The following is a 24,311-nucleotide window of genomic DNA, read 5'->3' as shown; positions in this document are numbered from 1 at the left end:
GTAAAGCCACTCTACAATTTGAGTGGCTTTATTTTTTAATGTACTTCTATATCAAAAGAAAGGGTATCTATAAAAACAGGGGTAACTTTATCTTTAAACTCGTATTTAACGATACTTTGTATTGTATTTTTGCCTTTTTTAGTAAGAACTTCTTCTACATCCCATTGGCATGGTTCTATATGTTTTAAAGTTCGTTTGACTTTTGAATTATCAACGCTTATATTTTCTATTTTTATACTACGTTTTGTCTTTGGAATATTAGCAATGATATAGCTATATTTTAAGGTTTCGCCTAATGTAAACGAATTTTTTATTTGTTTGTATTGATGATTCGCTATTTTGTGAAGGTGTATTTCAAAATGAGGCCTTCCATTATAACTGCCAGTAACCCCATCTTTATCGAAATTTGTTGTATGAAGTGGTGCTCCAAAATCAGAATACATACGATACTGTTTAATTTTGCCATCAGGATAATAAGCAAAACTTTCTAAATTTATTTTGCTATTTTCTCTAAAATATACAGATTCAATTTTCCCATTATCATAATAATATTTGCAAATTCCATAGGGTTCATTGTTTATAAATTGACCTTCAGATATTTTTATTCCCCTTTCATTATAATTTATAAACTTTCCTTGAAAAATGGTATCACCGTTTCTAATTATATATTCATTAGTACCTATTAATTTGCCTTTTACTGAATACTCTTTTAATATGTATATTTTGTCCTCTTTATTGTAAAAATAAATATTTGTTATTACTAATATAAGGAGAATTACTGCTAGTAATAAAAGTTTATTTCTTTTAGTTGGTTTTTTTAAACTCATCGTCTTTTCTAGTAAAAGTATAATTCCTTGTTTTTTTATCGTAAGAGATATTATAGTCGTTGTCTTTTTGAGTGTTAAGTTTAATTTCTTTTTTATTAGCTTCTTTCAAATCACTATAAGCTCCTTTAGTGGAGTATCCTGCATCAATAGAACTACCTATATTATCAATAGCGTCTATAATTCTGTTAGGATGACCTAATAATCCATCTCCAATTGATTGTAATCCATTTGTTGATAATCCAAAAATGTCAATATCCATATCTTCAACTTTTTCAGCGTAATTAGCTGTTTCCAGACCACGTTTTACCGCAGGATCATTTTTTTCTTTATTAATAAAATTAATTCCTCTTTTAAAATGGCCTTTAGAATTACCTTGTAATTTGTCATTTTTTTCTTGAGGGATAGATAGTATTAAATTATCTAATTTTTCAGCTATACTTTTAATGGGTTCAATGACATCTTTATTAAATTTGTTAACCTTGTAACTTGAAAAATCATCTTTTAAAGTTTGTTTTACTTCTCTCCAAAAGTTTTTCAACCATTTTGGAGGATTTGGAGCTTTCCCATCAGGATCAACAAAAATCAATGGATTATTAAGACAATAATTATAAGCTGAAGCATTGGGGAATTTCTCCGCCAGTGGGTCAGTATTGAGCCATAAAGAAGTTTTCATATCCAAGTATCTTGCTCCATAATAAGTAAGATTAGTCTCCCGATCTAATTCTTTGCCATTAAATAAATAAGGCATAGAAATAGAGGAGGCGTGTTCTTCAAAAAGGACTTCTCCAAAAGGGATATATTCTACATGCTGTGATAGCTGCCCATTCATAGTGCTAATATACGAAGTACTTCCTAAATGATCGCTATGATAATAAAAAATATCTTTCTCAAATAGGCCATTGCCTACAAAACCATCGCCTGCGTTTACGGTTTGTGGTTTTATAGGATCGCCAAACTGTATAGGAGGGCCTGGTACATTGCCTGGGGCATTAAACACAGGTTGTCTGGGCCAGCCTTCGGGTGTTTCTTGGTTTTGGTTGGTGTTTTGTTTGGGCGGGCTTGGGTAAGGCTGTCCTGTAGCGGCTGGACTGGCGTATAGCCCCTGCTGTGTAGGGGGACCAGGAGGGAGTCCTAGGTTGCGTACATAATCGTCTAACCATTGTTGTTGTTCGGTACTTAATTGGGCATAGTTTAGCCCACCTGCGGTAATTTTGGTGGGTTGTGCAAAGGTACCTTGTCCTATTTTGGAGGTGATACGCCCTGCGCCTTCAAAATAATGTTTGGTAAATTTGCCTTTGCTTATTACAAAATAGGGGCTTACGTAGCCTGTGTAATTATCAAAATGGTTTATGCTGGCAGCTTGTGCACCGTTTATACTAACGTTTTGGGTGTCGCCACTGCTTTTTAGTACGCGTTCGCCTGTGTGGTCGTAGGTGTATAGGTGCATACGCCCGTTGTCGTTTATGCCCATTAGGCGGTTTTCTTCGTCCCAGGTCATTTTTCTAAAATTGTTAAATTCTAGGTATTGGGTAGGGTTGCCGTTGCCGTCGTATTCGTAAATGCGAGGTTCGGGTTTGCCGTCTTCGGTTATGCCGCTTGGGGCATTTGGGTGTTGGGTGTTGTTGTATTCGTAAGCTAGTTTGTAGCCTTTAGGGGTGCCATTTACCTCGTGTTGTAGTTCTTTGCTTACTATATTGTGCATGTTATTGTAGCGCATGGCGAGGGTGTAGGCTGCCTGATTGTTCTCGCCGTTGTAACTACCTGTGGCGGTTTTTAGTCGGTATAAATCGTCGTACTGGTAGGTTTGTTGGCTACTGCCTCCTAAACTATTGGCTATTATAGGGACGGTGTTTTTTATACCTAGTACATTGCCTACAAGGTCGTAGGTGTAGGTGTTGTTTATAATGGCACGGTTGCCACTGTTTACGTTGAGTTGTTGCAAACGACGTAAGGTGGTGTCGTAGGTGTAATGGGTTTGGGTATCGTTGCCGTATTTTAAGTATTTGCGTTGCTCAAACTCATCATAGGCTAGTTGTTTAATATAGTCATAGGCTTGGTTTTCTTTAGTGCCTTGCATTTTTTGTAAATTTCCTGCACGGTTATAGGTGTAGGTAAGTACTTCGCCATCTGGATATATCATTTTTTGTAAACGGTTCCAGGTGTCGTACTCGTATTGGGTAATATAGGTTTGGTTATCGGTAGGGGTTATGCGTAGGGTTTTTATTTCTTTTTCTACTTCGCCTAGTTTGCCATAAAAATACTCGGTACCTCCACTAGCATCGGTTACGAGCCAGATACGTCCACGGCGTGCGGCATTTTCGGTAGCACTACCATAGTAATAGCTTATATTGTTTTGTGGGTATCGAGGGTATTTTATATGTTCTAATCGGTTGTAATCATATTCATATATTATATTGCCATCGGGCATGGTTTGTTGTATTTGACTGGTTACTTTTTTGGTCATATTCCCTGCGAGGTCATAGGTAATAGAAGTGGTACCTGCATCGGGGTGTATGTATTGGGTGCGTCGGCCTAGCCAGTCGTAGGAGCTTAGGGTTGTTTGTCCCATAGTGTTTATAACAGCGGCCGTTTCGCCAAGGGCGTTGTAGCTAAACTGGGTAAGTAGCTCGTTGTTAGTATCGTATTGTATAGTGGCTATGTTTTTGCCAGTAGCATCGGTATAGGTTTTTGTCATTTTACCTTGTGGATCCGTTTGTGTGGTTTGTAAGGTGTTTATGCCTTTAAAATTTTCTAGGGCAAACGTGGTGGTGGTGGTGCTACCATCAGGCAGGGTTGTTTTTATGGCTCTACCTAGGGCATCGTACTCTGTTTTAGTAGGGTTTACGGTGCTTGCTACGGTGCTAAAGTTATTGTTTAGTGTTGTGGTAAAGGTAGGGTAAAAGCTTTCTATGGCTCTACCAAAAGCATCGTACACGACTTTGCCGGATATAATATGCCCCTCTTGGTCTGGGGCATCTATACCGCCAAAAAGTGAGGCTGTTTTTTTAACCTGTAGGGCACGTCCTAGTCCATCTATATAGGTGTAGGTTTCGATGTCTTTGTTTAGTTCGGGATCGTAATTTCGGGTTTTGGCATAGGGTACGGGTGCGGTAGGGTAATATTCGTAGGCAATGGTGTAGGGTTTGCCACTGGCTATTTCATAAGGGGCTTGTATGGAGCTGGTACGTCCTTTGTCATCAAGGGTGTATAGGGTGCTTTGTTCGTTACGATCGGTGGTTTTTATAGGGGTATTAAAACGGTAGTCGTATTCCATTTTATTTACATACCCAAAATGGTCTTGTATTTGGGTAATGTGGCTATACACTTGATCGTCGTAGGTATAAGTAATTTGAGCCCGTTGGTTTTTGTAATTGGCGGCACCTGTAATTTTGGCAATGTTACCATAAGCGTCATATTCAATGTCGGTTATGGCTGCCTTGTCGTTGCTAGCATACATTTTAAATTGAGTAACCTCGGCAGTTGCGGGGTTTATTTGGGTAGCTCGTTTGCGTTTTAGGCCATCAATAGTAAATACTTCTATTTGTTTAGGAATGCCATCGTAATAAGGGGATAGGCTGTTGTGGTAGCTTATTTTTGCGATTACTTTATCTTGTGGGGTTCCATTTCCTAAATTTATGTATTCTATAATATTACCTTGTGCATCATATTTGTTATAGGTGTTTTTGTCTAAAAAGGTAGTACCTGCTTCGTAGTGTTTTTCTTGTGTGTGTATAGGGGCAATAAACACGGATAATAAATCGGCGGCAGGGTTGCTTAATAAACCTTCAGCAATAGAGGCTTGGGTTTGTGCGTTGGTAATACTATAAGTAGTGCTGGTTTCTTGTAATTTTTTATTGTCTTTATCTAACAACAAAGTGTTTTTTAATAGGTTTTTACGATAAAAATCGGTGTTGTAAAACTCTTGTATTTGGGTGTTATATACGGTATTATTGGTAGCATTTATTTGTTGTGTTGTAATTTTGGCATAGCCATAAAAATCACGTTCACGGCGGTCGTAATAAGGGTTGTCATAACTAAAACGGCTAATGAGGTTATCTACACCATCGCCTGCGTGTCCGTCAAAAAGGTTTACTTCTTTGAGTACCCATTTGGCTCCGTTAGCTTCGTAAGAGCTTGGTTTGAATTCGTAATCAACGGTAAAGCTATTGCCCATAGCGTTAGTTACACTTTTTAGTTTGTTGGTACGTTTTATGTTAGAAAGACGTACGGTAAGATTGTCTTCGTTTTCGGATTTTATGTAGTCTAAATTACCATCGCCATTAATATCGTTGAAAGTAGATTCAATTTTGCTTACGGAATTGCCGGTACTTGCTCCTATCTGAAAAGCTAAACGGATAGGGATAGGAGGGAAATTAAGACCGAAAGTATAACTAGCATTCATACCATAACTAGTTGATTTGTTTTTACTCATACTAGCATATTTTGGGTATTGTAATGGGGTAGAGTCAAAGCTGTTTCCTAAGTTTAGGAAAATGAGGATGTTGTTTTGTGTATAAATTATTTTATCGGGTAATCCATCGGTATTGATATCGAGAAAGGATTTAGATTGTTCATTAGAAGAGCCGTTATAAGAAAATCCTCCAGATATAGAGCCTGAGGCAAAACTAAAGCCTAATCCTGCTCCGAAATCGGATGAAGCTCCTTCGTTTATTCCTTTGTCTAGGTTTTTCCAATTGTAATCAGGAAGAAAGCGGTATCCTGTATTGAATAGAACCACTCCGTTATCATTAATTTGGTCTGTTAGGCCATCACCATTGATGTCGGTGTGTATTTTTTGGGAGTAATCATTTCCTGTACCTATACTTCCGCTTATACTAGGGTATTTTCCTGCTTTTTGGGCATCGGAATTGGATTTACTATTATTAGAGCTTTGTTGTACTGTAATTCTAGCACTTGTTTCTGTACTGGATGAATTGGGACTTCCGTGGCTATATTTACCATTGACACTTCCGCCTTTACTTCCTATAATGGATACGCTAAAATCGCCAATATTATTTTGTAGGTTAGACAAACCTCCTCTAGGTGTGGTAAATTGTACATTGCCGCTGCGTACAAAATCGGGAAAACGATCTCCATTAAAATCGGTCATGGTTTCAATTACTGTTGATTTACCTTCTGAAAAGTTGGCACCTGCACCTAAAGGGCCTGCTGATAAGCCAGCAGCATAGGCATTACTTGCGGATTCTGAGATGGTAAATAAGGCTCGACTGCCGCCTCCTTGAACAGTAGGTAACGAAGTGTCTAGGAATTTTTGTAAATCATCTTCGCCTAGACGTGCGGAGCTAATATATTCTTCTTTAATAAAAATGGCGTCTTCTGCTCCTAACCATTTGTTTAATGCGTAATTTCCTCTGGCTTGTATAAAGTATTCTTTGGAGGCTTCAAATTGTCCATGAGTTCCTGGAGTAACAGATGTGTTTCCGCTGATGTCTGGCATATTGTTCGGGTCAATATTATACGGTTTTTTATCTGATATTATAAGGTTTTTGTCAATGGTGTTGCCTGCTAGATTTCCGTTAATTAGAAATACGCCCCAATTTCTATGTCTAATTTTTAATTTTTTTTCTAGATCATCAAAATTGTCATAGTAGCTGTTTTCTGAACTGAAATAATTGTGTTCTACTAATGTTTTTTTGTTTTTTATTATGACAGAATCTCTTATTATGAGAAATGCACTAGAACGATTTTGTTGAAATAGGTTGGATGTATTTTTGTTATTAAGATAGTATTCTATTTTTATAGGTTTATTAGCTACAATACTGTCGTAAGGATACGATAAATCAATTGCTTTTGGTGTATAAGCTAGGTATCCATCTATTAATTTATATCTAATTCTAGCTACTAGTTTTTCTTCTTGTTTAGCGGTTATTAGTATGTCGCTGTTAAAACTTTGATCAGGTTTAACTTTATTAATATAAATTACTCCGCTGTAATTATGAAAGGTTGCTTTTCCTTTTGTAGTAGGTATAATGTGGTTGAGTAGATATTGGTTGTCTATTCGTTTGTAAATTGTATGTGTAACTTCTAGGGGTTTTGTTTCTTCATTATCAGAGTGGTCTTTGTATATAATGGTAGGGTTACATATCAAATTTTTCCAATCTATATTTGTTTCAGATTCTATGATTACGCTGAAGCCGTCGCCTTTTAGGGCATTTGTAAGAGGAATTGTATTAAAATTGAATGTAATGTTTTCTGATGCTAAAAATTGTTTAGAAAATATAACTGTTTCTCCTACATTGAATCGGTTAGAAATAACTTTTAAAATGATGTGATCGGAAGTTGTTTTTTTAGAAAAAATTCCATCAAAACGTATTGGAGAATCTTTTGGGGTCATAATAAGCGCTTGTGAACTTACTAAAAAATCTTTTTTAGGATTGTAACTTTTTAAACTAAGACCATTAGGATCCGTATGGCTAGGGTTTATATCTTGATAGTTAATGGTAGGTTCCCAAATAATGTTATCAAAATTACCGTCTTTTATAGAACTTACTCTAAAATAAAGATGTTGCCCTTTGGTAACAAAAAGATTGTCTTGTTTTTGTTTTGCTGCATAATCTGTTGCTCCAATAGTTTCGGACCAAATTAAATTATTATCTTGTTGAAAATATAATTTTACGCCATCCGCTTTATCTGAACCGTTATTGTTTTTATAATTTTGTCTGTCAGTGGAAGTGTCTTCTAGTAATTGATATACATGAGTGATTTGTATAACTCCAGATGTTGGGGCTTGCCATACACGCACGATGTCGTGTAATGGGTTTTTATTTACTATTTCGGCTTCGGAGTTTTGTGTATTGCTTGTTAGTAATAACTCGCCTTCATTCACTATGGGAGAAGGGGTTCCTGTACTGTTAGGTGCAAAAGTAGGAATGCCATTAACCAAACGATTGTAATAAACGGTTCCGCCATCAGCAAAATCAGTAAGTCCGTCACCATTAAAGTCCATGAAATAACTAGTGGTAGTGCTTTTTGATATTTGTCGATCATATCCTAAATTACCACCCAATTGCCCAAAGCCTAAAATTAGATCGACACCGTAGTTATAGGAATAACTTCTAGAAAATCCAACATTGCCAATATTAAGGACATGGTATGTGTCTGAAAATTGGTTTATACCTGTTGCACCAAGGTTTTTTCTAAAGTAAACTTTATCTCCTTTGGTGAAAATTTTATCAGGTAGGTTGTCTCCGTCTAAATCTTCTAAGGCAACATAGGTAGAGGTATTGCTCCAGTTGTTTCCTCCTTGTCCACCTAAAGTATTTTCATTTAAGAAGCCTACTCCTGTAACTCCGACTCCGACTCTGTAATTAAAACCTCCTGAAATAGAGCGGGAACTTCCTGTAAGAGTGTGTGTGCCTTTAAATTCTTTAAAAGCAGCAAAAGCAGGTGTAATACCGTCATTAGGCACGCTCCAGTTTTGTTCTTCTCCAAAAGGAATATAGTTGCCATTAGCATCGCGTACATCGTCGTAATAATCGAGGGCGTTTTTATAAAAGAGATTCCCTTTTGTGTCATATACTCCTATATCTTTTAGTAATGTTTTTTTAAAAGCACCTTGTTTATAGGTAAGTTCATAGCTACGAACCATTTGGTCTTTAAATTTGACTTCTATTTTTCGTAATAGTTTATTAGAGGTTTGCTGAAAGCCTAATCGTGCGGCTATTTGTACATCTTCTCTAGTAGGTTCTCCTAAATCGGTATCTTTAATAAAGTGTATGCTGTATGCTCCTTTTTGGTCATTTTTGCCGGTATAATATATCTTTTTGATATATAATTCGCCTTCGGATTTTTCGTATTCGTATGCTACGGTATTGCCTTTTAAGTCAATTTGTAAAGTAATTGCCCAATGGCCTATATTGCCATTGGCATCTTGTAAAATAGCTGTGTTATTTATACCTGATGGAGTACCACCATAGTAAGTTGTTGTACCGCTTTTGTCTGTTACTACCCAATAGTAATTGGTAGGATTATTTCCTTTACGGATTATTTTTTGAAAAGCACCTTCTTTTCTAGGATAAAATTGTTTATCGGTTTGTCTATCGGTCCAAGTTTCTCTATGAGCGTTAGGTAAGAGGGGCTCACCTGCTAGGGTATAACTTTCGGTTTCTTTGCTACCATCGTATCTTGGTGCTCCCCAGCGGGTTTCTATAGTTACACTTGGTAGACTTATTGCCCATCCTAGCCCAGTCCAGCTATGGTCAGATTCGCTACTGTATTGTAAGGCTAATGAGGGTTGCATGCCCATTCTGCCTTTTGGAATTTCGATAGGGAAATTAGTACTAGTACTGCCGTTCGGATTTGCAGCAGGAGGGGTAATAGGGGTTATGCCTACGGCTGGAGAGGCTGCTTTTAAATCTTTGATGCTTGTAGGGGTATAGCCAGATGTTTCGGGTGATTCAGGTAGTTTTATAATACCTGCTATAAAATCGGTAAAATGGGTGGTTTTTCCTGTTATTTTAGATTCATGGGCTAATAGTGTGTCTTTAGGTATCTCTTTCCATAGTCTTTTCTTTTCATCAAAAAAGAAAAGATTTATATCTTTTTCTGTGTATCCTTCTGGAATTAATTTTTTGTCGTAAGGTAAGGTGAGTTTGCCAGGTTTTTTGAATTGTATTCCGTGGGGTAATAATCTGTAAGCAAATGAATTTTGAGTTACATTAACCATTGAAGGGTTTAACGGCGCAATATCTCTTGAATGGAGGGTTTCAATGGAAAATAATGTATTTTTTTTGATGATATCTTTTTCTAAATAAAAATGAGCGTTTGAATGGTTTATACTCCCGCCATTAATACCTATTGTATGCTCTTTTTTTATGTTTTTATTATATAAAGGAATGTAATAATCTACAGGTATAAAGTTATTTATAGATATAGGAATTATAGTGCTTGTGTTGTTTTCTTTTTTTATACAGGTTATTTCTTTTTGATTCGTGTAGTCTATTTCAGTTTCAAAACGCTGATTAATGGTATTAATCTTTTTGTCATTTATATATAATGTTGTGTTTTTTTCAGGTTGAAATCCAGTAATGTAAAGTTTATTTCCAAAACGAAATAATTCAAATTTTTGAAGCGCATTTTCTTTTTTGTAGAAGTTTAGTGTAATGTTTTTTATTTTATATTGGTTGTTTTTTATTTCTGGAGCATTAAAAAAAAGTACATTATTTCCTTTTTTTATTACACTATTGCTTATCTGTTCTTTTTGATGTAACCATTGATTCCCTTTTACAATAAAGTTTCCTCCTGTACTTGGGGTGTTATTAATGCTCTTAATAATAGATGTTCCATTTTTATAACCATATAAGTCGTATTCTAAGAATACTGTTTCATCATTAGTAGGTAATTGGTTTATTTGGATATGAAACAAATTATCAAAGGCATCATCTATTATTTGGCTTGAATTAAGGCCTATAACTCCTTCTTTTATATCTGCCTTATGTATTGCAACTTTAGATGAGATGGCATTTGAAAAAGTTTTTTTATTTGCTATTAAGTTAACTTTTGTAGGTCTATTTATTATCGTTTTCTTTATTGACTTAAAATTTGCAGCGAAAACGATGCCGGCAATTAATAGAAAAAATAAGTATATTTTCTTGCTCATTCTAGTAATAGTTTATTTTATTATTATTTTTATTGATTTTTCTTCTTCTGCTGTACTTATTTTTGCTATATAAACGCCACTTGTAGGAATATGGCCGTTATATATATATTGGGTTTTTCCAGACCATTTTTCAGTTGTTATTAGGGCTCCAGCTGAGTTGTATATATAGAGTGTTGCATTTGTAATCGTGTTGAAGTTTCCAAAAATTTTAAAATGGCCATCTTCACTAGGATTGGGTAATGCTATTATTTGATTGTTTTTACTATTATTTTTCTCCTCTACTCGAAAGTTTGTAACCGTTTCACAGTCATTGGCATGTTTTGTAATTAATTGATAATCGCCTGGATTCGTTAACATTATGGAGTTGCCATTGGTAATCAATTCTTTGTTTAAAAACCATTGAAATTGATAGTTTCCTTCTGGTAGATAATCGTTTGCATTTATGACTATTGGAGTATCATTTAGGGTAAATATTTCTTGTAGTTTAGGACTTGTTATATCTTGATCTGAAATAAATATTTTTTGTTCATAAATGGTTCCACTGGCATCAACGACTATATAATTATATTTTCCCGAATGTACAGCTATGTTTGAGGCGTTACCATCATGAACCCACTTTTTAACAACATTTTTAGTGTCGTAGTTTATTAATGTTATAGTATAAGGAGCTTTGCCTCCAATAATTGTATATTTTAAAAAACCATCAGATATTCCGCATTTAGGCTGAGTAATTTTTACTCTAGCAAACATATCTGGTGCCATTTGAAAAGTATAAACGATTTTTTTGTTTTTTTTACCATCCCAATTGTAATTGCTTAGGGTTGTAGTTCCATTTGAGGTTTCTTCTAATTTTTTATATATTATTTCGTCAGAATCCCATTTTGCTTTACCTGTAGGATCTATCACTAGCCAGGGTTTTGTATCGGGTTCTTTTAAGTTTGTTATTTTTTTTAAATTAAATTGCCATTTTATTTTATGACTATCGATAGTCGAATCGATGCACATAAGCCATTTTCTTTCTAGTAGTTTAGGTAATCCTTCTTCTTGTTTAAATTTTAATGGTTTAGCATTGTCACTCCAAAATAAAAAGCTATTATCAGGAACACTTTCCTGAATAGAACTTAAATCAATAGTTGTTAAATCATCTTCAATATTACGACTTTTACTTTGGTAGAGTTGTGATGTTTCATCTTTACCTATAGCGGTTACATGATTTAAATAGTGTTTGTTTTCAAGAGCATTCCAAATGATTTTTCCTTTGCTATTTGTGTAATTCTGGAGTTCATTTTGAGATAAAGAAATACCATATTTTATAGCTAAATAACTTGCTATTTTGTTAATTTCTTTACTATTAAGAAATCTATCATACATGATAATTTCACTAATGTATCCTTTTAAAGAATGAGCGGGTATTGCTAGGTTGTGTTTTATTTTACCTATAGAGATTTGGTATTTATTATTATTACCTAAATTCGATTTCGTATGTTGATAAAAATGGATAGCAGAGGAATATTCGGACTTGTTTTTTAATGAATTGTATTTAAAATTAGAAAGGTTCGCTAATCTTTCGGTGGTTGTTAAAGTAATGTTTTTTGATTGATCCGCTATATTCCATAATACTTGTTCTGTTAAACTGTCCTTTACTTTATAAACGAGAAAAATAGTTTGATAATCTATTTTTGCTATATCAAATGTTAGAGTATCTTGGCTTGCATCAAAAAATATACTGGGATGATTATTTGTCAAAACACCTTCCTTCTTTTTTAATAATATAGAATTAGAATGTAATTGATTTCTTAAAATAAACTGATTTTCATTCTTATCTGCTGTTATCCAAATGTAGGGATTTTTGACTTGTGCTGGACCTTTTTGAGCAAAGCTTTTTATCGATAGTATAAGGATAAAAAAGGGGATATATAGTTTCATGCGTGTCGTTTATTTGTTATTTATAATACAGAATAAATACCTTTACCTCAATGCTGTATTGTATTGCCTATTTTTTATACTATTAGTAATGATTTTAATAATATCACAAAAAAACAAAATACAGCTAGAAATTATTTGAATCATCAAAATCAAATTTGTATCCTATGTGCAATGAAAAGGCGTTGGTTTTATTATTATTATCTATAAATCGGTGTCCATTTTCTTTAGTTTCTAGAGCATCCGTTAAACCTAAATGATATCGAAAACCAAGAACTAATTTGTTTTCAAATTCATAACCAATTCCAAAAATACCTTGAAAATAGTCGGCTCCTTCAAGAGATTCTTTTAATGTTTTTTGTACAATGGGATCAGGAGTAAATGAGACTCCGTACTTTTGTTCCATTTCAGCTCCATTAGAAGTATAACGAATATTATTCCTGTTAAGATTTAGAGCAACATTAGGGCCTATGCCTAAGTACAAACCTTCATGTATATAATATTTGAATGAAAAGCCTAAATTTAAATTCTGATAGTCAAACTTTATTTGATAATTTAGTCCTTTACTGTCGTTGTAATTAAAATCAGTAGCTTGGCGACTGTAAAATATTTCAGGTTGAAAACTTATGTTGGCTCGAGGGTATTTCCAATTTAAGAAAACACCAACTAGAGCCCCGAATTTGTCTTTTTCGGTTGTGGAAAAATTAGTGTAAATGTTAGGAGGAATTATTGTGTTTTGTATATTATTCATTTTGGAGTATACAGCACCTGCGTAAAGACCGTAACTAATTTCTTTCCCAATTTGACTATGAGTAACTATTGTAAAAAATAAAAGAAATATAATTTTTTTCATGTTGTTGATTTTTTAATGTTACCAATTATGTAAACTATACCCTATAGAAAGGCCTATGATAGAGCTTCTGTTGTAATTTTCTATAAATTGAAATGACGCCGTTTTGTTTTTTATAATATCACCTAGCCCTAAATAATATCGGCCTTCAATATGTAAATCATAGGGTAATTCATATCCTAATGAAAAAGATAAGCTAAAGTCATCACTACCTACTAATGCGTCTCTATAAAATTGTCGTTTCGTAGTATCATATCTTCCATCGTACTCATTAGAAGTGTAATTTATATTGCTAGGGTTTATGTTTTTAGAATAAAATACGCCTGTTCCTACATTAAAGCCTTTATAAGGGTATATTTTATAAATGGCTCCAATGGTAATAAAAGAATAATCAAAACTTAAAGTGTAACTTTTATCTAAAGTATTATTGAATATTAATTTATCTCCTGAATTTCTGTAAAGAATTTCACCTTGTAAGGCTACTCTTGTATTGGGTAATTTAGCATTTACAAAGAAACCGCCTTCCACTCCGTAACTTCCTTTAGAATCTAGACTAAAATGAGTTAAAGAATTGTCTCTGCCTACAATCATTTCGGGAAGATTACTAAATGACGAATGTACTGCGCCTATTTTTAAACCGTATGTAAAAGATTCTGTGTGTTGTGAGTAAAATTTATTAAAAGAAAGAAAGATTGTAAGAAATATAATTTTTTTCATTGTTTTTTTTCAAAAATAAGAAAATTCTATAAAAATATAGTTTTATCTGTTTTTTTATTAAATGATTGTTTTGATGTTTTTTTAAAAGATAAGGTGTTGAAAGTGTTTTTATGTGATTATTGTGTATTTTGTTCTAAAAAAGTTTACTTGTTTAGGTTGGAGGTTAAAACAAAAGGATTTGTTAAAAGTTTGTAAATTTATTAAAAATTAGGTATAAACTGTATAAATTTAAAGAGATTTATACAGTTTGTTAAGTTGTTAAAAGGTCTTGTTTTAGGAAAAGGAGTAATTATTTTTGTATAAGCAATGGCTGATATGTTAATTTGGAATTAAATAATTTCCAAAATTCGTTCAAGAGCCATTCCTCTAGAGCCTTTTATTAAGATGGTGGTGTTATTTATTTCGTTAGGTTTATTTTTAATAAAATCTTCAAATGAGGCGTAATAAAAAATATGTTCTTTTTCAATTTTTGAAGAGTAAAAATCTTTGCCTATGAAATAAAACTGAATATTTGTTGTATTAATGATACTTTCTATTATTTTTTTGTGTTCTTCTAGACTTTCGTTGCCAAGTTCAAACATATCACCTAAAAAGGCAATTTTGGAACCGTCTAGCTGTTGGAAATGGCTCAGAGCGGCAGCCATACTGCTTGGATTAGCATTGTAAGCATCTAAAATTATTTTGTTGTTTCCTTTTTCTATTAGTTGGGAACGGTTGTTATTTGGAATGTAATTTTCGATAGCGTCTTTAATTTCGTTGTCCGTAATGTTGAAATATTTCCCGATGGTAATAGCCGCATTAATATTATTAGAATTATATATTCCGATTAGGTTGGATTGTATTTGAATTCCGTTATATTCTATTTTTACGAATGGATTTGCTTCGATTTTTTGAATTGTAATATTTGCTTTTTTATTGTTATTTGTTGAAAATGTATAGCGATTGATTTTTTGTGTTTTTTCTTCTTGAATAGGATCATCTAGGTTGATAAAAACAGTTTTGTGATGATTTTCTATGTAAGTATACATTTCGCTTTTGCCTTTTATCACGCCTTCTATGCCTCCAAAGCCTTCTAAATGGGCTTTTCCAAAATTAGTTATATAGCCAAAGTCAGGAGAGGTGATATTGCATAATAATTCGATTTCTTTTTGGTGATTGGCTCCCATTTCTACTATTGCTATATCGGTGTCTTCTTTTATCGAAAGCAGGGTTAAAGGGACTCCTATGTGATTATTAAGGTTTCCTTGTGTAGCAACGGTGTTGTATTTTTTTGACAAAACACAGTTTATAAGTTCTTTAGTTGTGGTTTTTCCGTTGCTTCCTGTAAGTGAAATAACAGGTAAACCTAGTTGAGTTCGATGATAATGGGCTAGTTCTTGTAAGCTTTTAAGAGAGTCGTTTACGAGAAACATTTTATTTTCATCTGTGTAGTATTTTTTTTCGTCTACAACAGCAAAAAGGGCTCCTTTGTTTAGTGCTTCTTGTGCAAATTCGTTAGCGTTGAAAAGGTCTCCTTTTAAAGCAAAAAACAGACTGTTTGGTGTTATTTTTCTTGTGTCCGTAGTAATGGAATCACATTGTAAAAAGCATTGATATAATTCTTCTATTTTCATAAGGCTAAAGTACTAAAAAAATAAAATCCCGCAAAAGCGGGATTTTATTTTGAACGAAAGTATGTTATTTTCTATTTCTTGGTGTTTTTTTGAAATCTGATTTAGGGCCTACACGAGACATTGCGCATCTAAAGCCAATGAAATCTGTAGCTAAATCTTGATTTAAATATCTTCTTGAGGCTGGATCTAACCAATAAGCTCTATCTTTCCAAGAACCTCCTTTGTAAACTCTTACATTGTCTCCTACTAATGTAGTTCTTTTGTCGGATTTATCAAATTTGCGACCAATTTTACCTGTACTGTCAGGCGATACTTTGTGGATAGGAGAGTTGTACATTCTTTTTTTATCCTTTAGGTCTTCTCCTGAATCATCATTTAAGTTGAAAAAACGAGATGATTGTTTGTCACCATCTTTAAAACCTATATTGTTACTTCTTGAGAAGTTTTGTCTTAAGTATGTTTCGTTTTCATCTACTGGAACTTGAGCAATTTCTCCTGGTCTACTTCTAGCGATTACTTTACCATTACTTAATGTGTCATATTTTATCGTTTCAGAAGTTATGAAAACAATTTTTCCTTCTTTGTCTATTTGGTTTTTTGTATAAACGTTTCCACGGAAATAGTTGAAATCATTTGCTTCGTCATCTACTATAGGACGGTAAACGTCTTGTACCCACTCAGCTACGTTACCTGCCATGTCATAAAGACCGAAATCATTAGGTTTGTAGGATTTTACAGGGGCTGTAATATCTGCATTGTCATCTGACCAGCCTGCAATTCCTCCATAATCTCCTTTTCCTTGTTTGAAATTAGCTAATTGATCTCCACGTGTCACGCGGTTACCAGAACGGGTGTACTGACCTTTCCAAGGGTATTTTTTTTGTCCTCTATAAGTGTTGTATTCACGAGTACCTACATCTGAGGCTGCTGCATATTCCCATTCAGATTCTGTAGGAAGTCTGTATTCGGGTAATAATAAACCAGAAGTTTTTTGAGCATATACATTTTTAGGACCATCTGTACTAGCAGTTGCGTCGCTAGTAGCAGCTGCATCTTTTTTCGCTTTTTTAGCTGATTTGGAACTCGATCTACCACGTTGCTTTTGAAGGATAATTTCTTCATTTCCTCCAAAGGAAGTAGAAGGTGATACTAGATAAGCCTCTGTGTCAAAGCTGTTGTTAGCATCAGTGTCTACCAGTTTAGCCCCTTTTTTCATGTATCCTTCTCTCTCCAAAAGAGCTTCGTTTACACGGTTGGTTCTCCATTTTGCGAAATCAGTAGCTTGTAACCAGTTAACACCAACCACAGGGTACTGAGAATAAGCAGGATGACGCAAATAGTTATTGGTCATTGTTTCGTTATAGCCTAAACGATTTCTCCATACTAAAGTGTCAGGTAATGCACCATTATATATGTGCTTATAATTTTCTTCTGTTGGAGGGAAGACTCTTTTAATCCAGTCTAGGTACTCCATGTACATTATGTTCGTTACTTCGGTTTCATCCATATAAAAAGACTGGACGTGTTGCTGGGAAGGCGTATTATTCCAATCATGCATAACATCATCTTGAATTTTTCCCATCGTAAACGTTCCTCCTTCAACTAAAACCAGACCAGGACCTGTTTCTTGTTTTGTGAAATTCGAGTTGTACTGGAAACCTCCATTAGGATCATTAATTTTCCAGCCTGTTGCAGCTGAAGTGTCTTTAGTACTAGACTTTTTACTACAACTGGTAGTAAAACTTAAAAGCACCATAGCAGATAAAAGTGCTCTTACTGTCATCGTTTTGTTTACTTTCATACTTTCAGTAGGTAATTATTTAAAGTGATGCAATATAATAATTAACGGGTAATTAGCAATAAGAGTTGTTAAAATATTTTTTTGGTACAAAATTATTTGATAAATAATATATGTTTAACGAATTAAAATGTAGTTTATTGTTCATTAAAGTTTATTTTTACCGATAATATGGTAAAGTAATTTTCGTTTTACAGTTGTATGAAGTGGTATTTTGTTTTTTTTAGTTTTTTATTTTGTTTTTTTTTAAATGCTCAGTCATCAGGAAATATTGAATTGAGTTGGACTGCAAAGCCTTTAAGGTATGATGAAACAAGAATAGTTGCAATTCCTAATTTTCAACGAGAGGGACTGGTTTTTAGTTTTGAAGAGAATAGTTTGTTGTTTTCTAAAAAAATTGCTGAAAATACTTTTTCAGAAGAAGAATCCTTAATTTGTTATGATTTAATAACAGAAGAAGTAGAAGAATCGATGTTAGGTGTTTTGGATCGAAATAAAATTAATGAAAATGTAAATTTTAAAATAAGAAATGTTGTTTTTAGAGACGAATCTTCGGTCGTCTTAAGTTTTAATCCTATTTATAAAGAAGGGAATGTTTATAAAAAAGTTATATCTTTTGCCTATACCTTTAAGGAAGGTATAACTAGAAAATTGCTTGCTAGATCGAGTCTTGTGAATTTACAAAATTCCGTTTTACAAAGCGGCCTTTGGAAAAAATTTTATATTGAAAAATCAGGAGTATATAAAATAACAAAGTCTTTTTTATCTCGATTAGGTGTTGATGTCAAGGGAGATCCTCGTAATCTGAAAATTTATGGTAATGGAGGTGCCATGATTCCTTTGTTAAATTCTGAAAACTCTAATTTGGATTTACAAGAAAATGCAATTCAAATAATAGGTGAAGAAGATGGTGTTTTTGATGATTCTGATTACATTTTGTTTTATGCTATAGGGATGGATAAATGGAGTGAGGAAAATATGACGCATAATAATTTATATGCAGACAAGGCTTACTATTATATTACGACTGGAGGGGATAGAGGGAAAAGAATTGAAACAAAGATTCAGCCTACTGGTTCTCCTCATTTAATTTTTGACAAATATGATTTTTATACTTATCATGAAGTTGATAAATATAATGTGGGGGAGTTTGGAAGACGTTGGTTTGGCGAAGAACTACATTTAAAACCGAGTTATACTTTTGATTTTAGAGTTCCGAATATTGTTTTGGGAGATAATGTTATTGTTGAATTTAGTTCAGTAGCAATAAGTTCTAAGCCTTCTACTATAAATGTAACGGTAAATGGAATTAATCAAAGGGCTGTTAATTTTTTAGGGATTTCAGATTTAAATACAGTAAAAGGACAAGAGGGAACGTTTGAATCTAATTACAAAGAAAATGCTTCTAATACTATATCCGTTACTTTGTCTTATAATAATAATGGTGTGCCTTCTGCAAAATCTTATTTAGATTTTTTAACTGTTAGAGCTAAATCTAATCTAATAGGTTATGGTAAACAATTTGGCTTTAGGGTTAATAGAATTGAAAACAATCCATTAATAGGTCAATACAATCTTAAAAATATAGGAACAGTTACTGAAATTTGGGATGTGACCACGGTTAATTCTGTTTCCAAAATTAATAAAGGTCCTGAAAATGATTTTTCTTTTTTGAGTCCTATAGATAGTAAAGTACACGAATATTGGTTAGTAGATCCTAATGATTATTATGATCCTAAAGTAGATGAAAGCGTTAATGTCTTTAATCAAGATTTGAAAGGAACTCTTTTTTTAGATGAAAATAATCAAGTTAAACCTCTTGATTATCTGATTGTAACTCCTAAGATTTTAAAGTCTCAGGCTGATCGTTTAGCTGATTTTCATAGGAATTATTCAAAATTAAATGTAAAGGTTGTAACCTTGGATGCTATTTATAATGAATTTTCAACAGGAAAACAAGATATAGGAGCTATTCGTAATTTGGTGAGGTACTTATATGAAACGGCACCAAACGGAAAAAAAATAAGTTATTTATGTCTTTTTGGAGATGCTTCCTTTGATTATAAGGATAGAATAAAAAATAACACAAACTTGGTGCCTAATTTACAATCGTTAGGAAGTTTTACTTTAGCAGATTCCTTTGTGTCAGATGAGTTTTTTGGTATGTTGGATCCCGCTGAAGGACGTATGACAGGAGTAGAGGGATGTGATATTGCTGTAGGGAGAATTCTAGCAAAAGATATATTACAAGCTCAGCAAATGGTTGATAAAATAATTCAATATCATGATAAAAAATCACTAGGTAAATGGCGAAATAATTTAGTTTTTTTATCAGATGATGTAGATAAGGATTCTGATGCGACTTTGCAGGTTAATTTAAATAATATGGCGGATACAATATTGTATAATCGTCCTTCTTTTAATGCAAAAAAAATTTTCACAGACGCTTATGAGCAAATTATTACTTCTGGAGGACAAAAATATCCTAAGGCAAAAGAGGCGTTTTTAAATTCTTTTTCACAAGGAGCATTAGCTATGGTGTATATAGGGCATGGTGGTGAAAGTGGTTTGGCAAGTGAGCGTTTATTTGAATTGGCAGATATAAAAAATTTAACAAATCCTTATAAATTCCCTTTATTTATGACGGTAACTTGTGAGTTTACTCGATATGATAACCCTTTAAGAGATACAGGAGGAGAGCTTGCTTTTCAGAATCCATACGGAGGACCAGTAGCTTTAATTTCTACATCGAGATTGATTTATCAATTTATAGGAGAACAATATAATTTACTAATTGCACCGTATTTATTTGGGTATTCAGATAAAGGAAAAGTATCGATTGCAGAGGCTGTACGTTTGGCAAAACAAGAATCATTAAATATAGGTAATCATGTTATTTCATTTATTGGAGATCCAGCAATGAAGTTAGCTATACCTGAACCTAAGGTGGTTATGACACATATAAATGATCAACCAATTGCTGATTACACAGGAAGTTTATCTGCCCTCTCAAAAATAAAAATTTCAGGAGAAATACAAGATGATAAAGGACAGTTAAAAAATGATTTTAACGGTGAATTGTTTGTAAGTATTTTTGATAAATTTATAGATAAAACAACTTTAGCAAATGATGGAGTTTTACCTAAAATGTCTTTTAAAGCCTTAGGAGAAACTATTTTTAGAGGAAATGCTAATGTTAAAGAAGGTAAATTTCAATTTACTTTTGTGGTTCCTAAAGATATTGCAATTCCAATTGGAAATGGAAAAATGAGTTTTTATGTTGCAGAAGATACAAAGAACCAAGATAAAGGAGGTTATGATTTGAACTTGAAAATTGGAGGCGTAAACCAAAACGCACCAGAAGATAAAACCCCTCCTAAAATGCAGTTATACATTAATGATAAAACGTTTGTTGCAGGAAGTGTTGTAAATCAAAAACCAATATTAATTGTAGAATTACAAGATGAAAATGGAATTAATACAGCAGGAGGTATAGGTCACGATATAGTAGCTTATTTAGACGGGGATGAAACTAAACCAATCATATTAAATGATTTTTATAATTCAGCAAAAGATGATTATACAAAAGGAATAGTAAATTATCAGTTTTCAAAGTTATCTTCAGGTATACATACCCTGACAGTTAAGGCTTGGGATGTTTATAATAATATGGTAAGTTCTGATTTGAAATTTGTCGTGATAGATGACTCTGAACTAGTTCTGACCAATGTTTTGAATTATCCTAATCCATTTGTTAATTACACAGAGTTCTGGTTTACTCATAACCGCCCTTTTGAGCCTTTAGAAATTCAGATTCAGGTAATGACTATAACAGGTAGGATTGTTTGGACTAAAAATCAAACAGTTTCTACAACGGGATTTTTATCAAGAGATTTGGTTTGGGATGGGAGAGATGATTTTGGCGATAAAATAGGGAAAGGAGTTTATCTGTACAGATTGAGTGTTAAGTCAATTTTGTCAAATAAAAAAGCGGAAAAAATAGAAAAATTAGTGATTCTTTGAGAAAAGAAATTATATTTGTAAACATTTTATTTAATCCAATGAAGAAATTTAGTTTAATAATAATCGGGATTTTTACAGGAGTAAGTGCCTTTGCTCAGTTTCAGAACGATAATAGAGTTATAACAACAGCAGTGCCATTTTTACAAATAGCTGCGGATGCAAGAGCCGCATCTATGGGAGATATGGGGGTAGCAACTTCGCCTGATGCTTTTTCACAGCAATATAATCCTGCTAAGTATGCTTTTTCGTTAAAAAAGCAAGGAGTCTCTGTAAGTTATACACCTTATTTAACCGAATTAGTAAATGATATGTCCTTAGGACAGCTTACTTATTTTAATAGATTTAATGAAAGAAGTGCTTTTGGAGTTGGATTTCGATATTTTGGTTTAGGTCAAATTGAACTAAGAAATGAAACAGGAGTTCAAACAGGGAGTGTTAACCCAAATGAATTAGCATTAGACGGATCTTACTCTTTACAATTGAGTGATCGTTTTTCAATGGGTGTTGCTGGTCGATATATTCGTTCTAATTTAAGAATTCCTACAAGTACAAATGATGCTAAATCGGCTCAAACTTTTGCAGTAGATGTAGCAGGTTATTATGAATCATCTGAAATAGCATACAGTAATTTTAATGGTAGATGGAGAGGCGGTTTTAATCTTCAAAATATGGGGCCTAAAATTTCGTATGATTCTGATGTAGAACGTAGTTCTAACTTTTTGCCAGCTAATTTACGTTTAGGAGGAGGATTTGATTTTATTTTTGATGATTATAATAAGTTAACTACTACTTTAGAATTTAATAAGTTATTAGTACCTACGCCTAAAACAGCTATTGATAGCAATGGTAACGGAATTTTAGATCCTTCAGAACAAAAAGATTATAGAGATGCTATTACACAATATAATAATACAGGTTGGGTTGCTGGTATGTTTAAATCTTTTGGTGATGCTCCAGGAGGTTTTAGTGAGGAATTAAAAGAAACTACTTGGGCAGCAGGATTAGAATATTGGTATCAAGATTCGTTTGCATTCAGAGGAGGTTATTTTAACGAAAGTGCTGTAAAAGGAGCAAGGAAGTTTGCAACCATAGGAGCCGGATTTAAATATTCTTCTTTAAAGGTAGATGTTTCATATCTATTTTCAATGTCTAAAGTTAAAAATCCACTAGAAAATACGTTACGTTTTTCATTAACCATTAATTTTGGTGATAATTACGATCAATATTAAAAAAATAAATTATTAATTATGAATCCAAATTTCAGTAAAATGAGATTTGGATTTTTTTTCCCCTTAACATTTATGATGAGAGAAATTAAAATTGATACAAAACTGAGTATTTATGATTCAGTAGCTGAGTTATCGGAGGAAGTGAAAACATTAATGCAAAAAGCCATTGAAGCTCGAATACAGGCGTATGCTCCTTATTCTAAATTTAATGTTGGAGCAGCTCTTTTGTTAGATAATGGGCAGATTGTAACAGGTTCTAATCAAGAAAATGCAGCGTACCCTTCAGGATTGTGTGCAGAGAGAGTCGCTATTTTTTACGCAGGAGCTCAATATCCAAAAGCCAAAATATTAAAGATAGCAATTACTGCGGGGTCTACTATGTCAGTTACAGATAAACCGATCCCTCCTTGCGGAGCTTGTAGGCAATCTATTTTTGAATATGAGTACAAACAAGATGAATCTATAGAAATTTATTTTATGGGTGAAACTGGAGAGGTGTATAAATCAGATTCTATAGAAAATCTCTTACCTCTTACATTTGATAAAAAATTCTTATGATTTAAAAATTATTCATTAAATTTTACTACTTACTAGGAAAGTTATACTTTTGCAGTGCATTAATTTGAGTTTAACTCATTTTTGTATATTAATTAGAAAAAAAATAGACTTTATTTATATAGGTATAATAAATAAAGTAAATAGAAGCTAGATATGAAACCAATCACAAAAGAAGTCTACCTTAAGTGGTACGAAGACATGCAGTTCTGGAGAAAGTTTGAAGATAAACTTGCAGCCTTGTATATTCAACAAAAAGTTAGAGGATTTTTGCATTTATATAACGGACAAGAAGCAGTATTAGCTGGTGCTTTGCATGCTATGGACTTGTCTAAAGATAAAATGATTACAGCATATCGTAATCACGTACAGCCGATAGGTATGGGAACCGATCCTCGTAGAGTAATGGCCGAGTTATTAGGAAAAGTAACAGGAACATCTAAAGGAATGGGGGGGTCAATGCATATCTTTGATAAAGAACATGGTTTTTATGGAGGACATGGTATTGTAGGAGCTCAAATTCCAGTAGGTGCTGGTATTGCTTTTGCGGATAAATATTTTGGTCGTGATGGGGTTACATTGACTTATTTTGGCGATGGTGCAGCGCGTCAGGGATCTTTACACGAAGCCTTCAATATGGCAATGAATTGGAAATTGCCAGTAGTATTTATTGTCGAAAACAATGGATACGCTATGGGAACCTCTGTAGAAAGAACCGCTAATCATACCGATATATGGAAATTAGGTTTAGGATATGAAATGCCTTGTGGACCTGTGGATGGTATGAATCCTGTAAAAGTAGCAGAAGCTATGCACGAAGCTATCGATAGAGCACGTCGTGGAGATGGACCTACTTTCTTAGAAATGAAAACATACCGTTATAGAGGACACTCTATGTCAGATGCTCAATTATACAGAACAAAAGAAGAAGTAGAAGAATACAAAAAAATAGATCCGATTATTCAAGTTTTAGATATAATTAAAGCAGAAGGATACGCTACAGATGCAGAAATAGAAATGATAGATCAACGTGTAGTAGACTTGGTAGCGGAGTGTGAAAAATTTGCAGAAGATTCACCATTTCCTACAGTTGAACAATTATATGATGTAGTGTACGAACAAGAAAATTATCCATTTTTACCTCATAAATTATAAAA

At 33.4% G+C, this 24,311-nt stretch carries 11 protein-coding genes; 4 read left to right on the top strand and 7 right to left on the bottom strand.

All coding sequences use genetic code 11. The features are described 5' to 3' along the window. Nucleotides 1-35: 35 nt before the first annotated feature. From NAB20_RS00700 to gldJ, 7 genes are all read right to left on the bottom strand, one after another. Nucleotides 36-827, bottom strand: coding sequence for a toxin-antitoxin system YwqK family antitoxin (locus NAB20_RS00700; protein WP_375605342.1), 792 nt, complete (start codon nt 825-827; stop codon nt 36-38). After that, nucleotides 805-10,446, bottom strand: a complete 9,642-nt coding sequence (locus NAB20_RS00695) for a SpvB/TcaC N-terminal domain-containing protein (RefSeq protein ID WP_375605341.1) — start codon at nt 10,444-10,446, stop codon at nt 805-807. The genes NAB20_RS00700 and NAB20_RS00695 overlap by 23 nt, the downstream gene beginning before the upstream one ends. Before the next feature lie 12 nt (nt 10,447-10,458). Next, entirely contained in the window at nt 10,459-12,372 is a 1,914-nt protein-coding gene (locus NAB20_RS00690) for a T9SS type A sorting domain-containing protein (protein WP_375605340.1), read from the bottom strand. 124 nt (nt 12,373-12,496) lie between these two features. After that, nucleotides 12,497-13,222 carry an outer membrane beta-barrel protein gene (locus tag NAB20_RS00685; RefSeq protein WP_375605339.1) on the bottom strand — a complete coding sequence of 242 codons (726 nt, stop codon included), beginning with the start codon at nt 13,220-13,222 and terminating at the stop codon, nt 12,497-12,499. An 18-nt stretch (nt 13,223-13,240) separates the two neighbouring features. Further along, nucleotides 13,241-13,936: an outer membrane beta-barrel protein gene (locus tag NAB20_RS00680; protein WP_105196077.1), complete on the bottom strand. Its 696-nt coding sequence runs from the start codon at nt 13,934-13,936 to the stop codon at nt 13,241-13,243. 329 nt (nt 13,937-14,265) lie between these two features. Then, nucleotides 14,266-15,549, bottom strand: a complete 1,284-nt coding sequence (gene murF, locus NAB20_RS00675; RefSeq protein WP_127823795.1) for a UDP-N-acetylmuramoyl-tripeptide--D-alanyl-D-alanine ligase — start codon at nt 15,547-15,549, stop codon at nt 14,266-14,268. 64 nt (nt 15,550-15,613) lie between these two features. Then, nucleotides 15,614-17,350 carry a gliding motility lipoprotein GldJ gene (gldJ, locus tag NAB20_RS00670; RefSeq protein WP_127823794.1) on the bottom strand — a complete coding sequence of 579 codons (1,737 nt, stop codon included), beginning with the start codon at nt 17,348-17,350 and terminating at the stop codon, nt 15,614-15,616. Nucleotides 17,351-17,548: 198 nt separating this feature from the next. Between gldJ and porU the strand changes: the two genes are divergently transcribed. From porU to pdhA, 4 genes are all read left to right on the top strand, one after another. Continuing rightward, the gene (gene porU / locus NAB20_RS00665; RefSeq protein WP_375605338.1) at nt 17,549-21,370 is read left to right on the top strand and encodes a type IX secretion system sortase PorU; all 3,822 of its coding nucleotides are present in this window, start codon (nt 17,549-17,551) and stop codon (nt 21,368-21,370) included. 38 nt (nt 21,371-21,408) lie between these two features. Further along, nucleotides 21,409-22,599: a type IX secretion system outer membrane channel protein PorV gene (gene porV / locus NAB20_RS00660; RefSeq protein ID WP_105196081.1), complete on the top strand. Its 1,191-nt coding sequence runs from the start codon at nt 21,409-21,411 to the stop codon at nt 22,597-22,599. Nucleotides 22,600-22,674: 75 nt separating this feature from the next. Next, complete coding sequence (gene cdd / locus NAB20_RS00655; protein ID WP_105196141.1) at nt 22,675-23,157, top strand: cytidine deaminase; 483 nt, start codon at nt 22,675-22,677, stop codon at nt 23,155-23,157. A 153-nt stretch (nt 23,158-23,310) separates the two neighbouring features. Further along, the gene (gene pdhA / locus NAB20_RS00650) at nt 23,311-24,309 is read left to right on the top strand and encodes a pyruvate dehydrogenase (acetyl-transferring) E1 component subunit alpha (RefSeq protein ID WP_105196082.1); all 999 of its coding nucleotides are present in this window, start codon (nt 23,311-23,313) and stop codon (nt 24,307-24,309) included. Nucleotides 24,310-24,311 lie beyond the last annotated feature (2 nt).

Source organism: Flavobacterium davisii (assembly GCF_042182265.1).
In the GTDB taxonomy this organism is placed as follows: Bacteria; Bacteroidota; Bacteroidia; order Flavobacteriales; family Flavobacteriaceae; genus Flavobacterium; species Flavobacterium davisii.
This window is presented reverse-complemented; position numbering and strand designations above follow the sequence as displayed.